Here is a 1048-nt window from a genome sequence, read left to right on the forward strand (position 1 = left end):
GTAGAAGCATGGTCGATGGTGGTGCCGTGGATTGGTTTTCCGCTGCACAAATTGCTGGCACTGGCAGAACCGACCAGTAACGCGAAATACGTCGCCTTCGAAACCATTTATGCGCCGGAACAGATGCCAGGCCAGCAGGACCGGTTTATTGGCGGCGGCCTGAAATATCCTTATATAGAAGGATTACGTCTCGACGAAGCGATGCATCCGCTCACACTGATGACCGTTGGTGTTTATGGCAAGGCGTTACCGCCGCAAAATGGCGCACCGGTACGGCTGATTGTGCCGTGGAAATATGGCTTTAAAGGGATTAAATCGATTGTCAGTATTAAGCTGACCCGGGAGCGTCCGCCAACCACCTGGAATCTGGCCGCGCCCGATGAATACGGCTTTTATGCCAACGTCAATCCGCATGTTGATCATCCCCGTTGGTCGCAGGCTACCGAACGGTTTATCGGTTCAGGTGGCATTCTTGATGTACAACGTCAGCCAACGCTGTTGTTTAACGGATACGCCGATCAAGTGGCGTCGCTTTATCGTGGACTGGATTTACGGGAGAATTTCTAAGTGCGACTGACAGCAAAACAAGTGACATGGCTGAAAGTTTGCCTGCATCTTGCCGGATTTTTGCCGTTTGTCTGGCTGATGTGGGCAATTAACCACGGTGGATTAAGTGCCGATCCGGTGAAAGATATTCAGCATTTTACCGGTCGGACTGCGCTGAAATTCTTGCTGGCGACCTTGTTGGTTACACCGCTGGCGCGCTACGCTAAACAACCATTATTGATTCGCACTCGCCGCCTGTTGGGTTTATGGTGTTTCGCTTGGGCAACGCTGCACTTAACCAGTTATGCCTTGCTGGAGCTGGGAGTGAATAATCTGACGTTATTGGGTCAGGAATTAATCACCCGACCTTATTTAACGCTCGGAATTATCAGTTGGCTGATTTTACTGGCTTTAACATTCACTTCCACGCAGGCGATGCAGCGAAACTTAGGCAAACGCTGGCAACAATTGCATAACTTCGTCTATCTTGTCGCGATCCTGG

At 50.6% G+C, this 1048-nt stretch carries 2 protein-coding genes; both read left to right on the forward strand.

The features are described 5' to 3' along the window. A partial coding sequence (msrP, locus tag C0K55_RS25660) for a protein-methionine-sulfoxide reductase catalytic subunit MsrP (protein ID WP_105283458.1) occupies positions 1-567 on the forward strand: 567 nt, incomplete at its 5' end. Then, the coding region (gene msrQ / locus C0K55_RS25665) for a protein-methionine-sulfoxide reductase heme-binding subunit MsrQ (protein WP_105225240.1) at positions 568-1048 on the forward strand (481 nt) is incomplete at its 3' end.

Origin of the sequence: Escherichia sp. MOD1-EC6098 (assembly GCF_002965865.1) — a bacterium.
GTDB classification, from domain to species: domain Bacteria; phylum Pseudomonadota; class Gammaproteobacteria; order Enterobacterales; family Enterobacteriaceae; genus Escherichia; species Escherichia marmotae.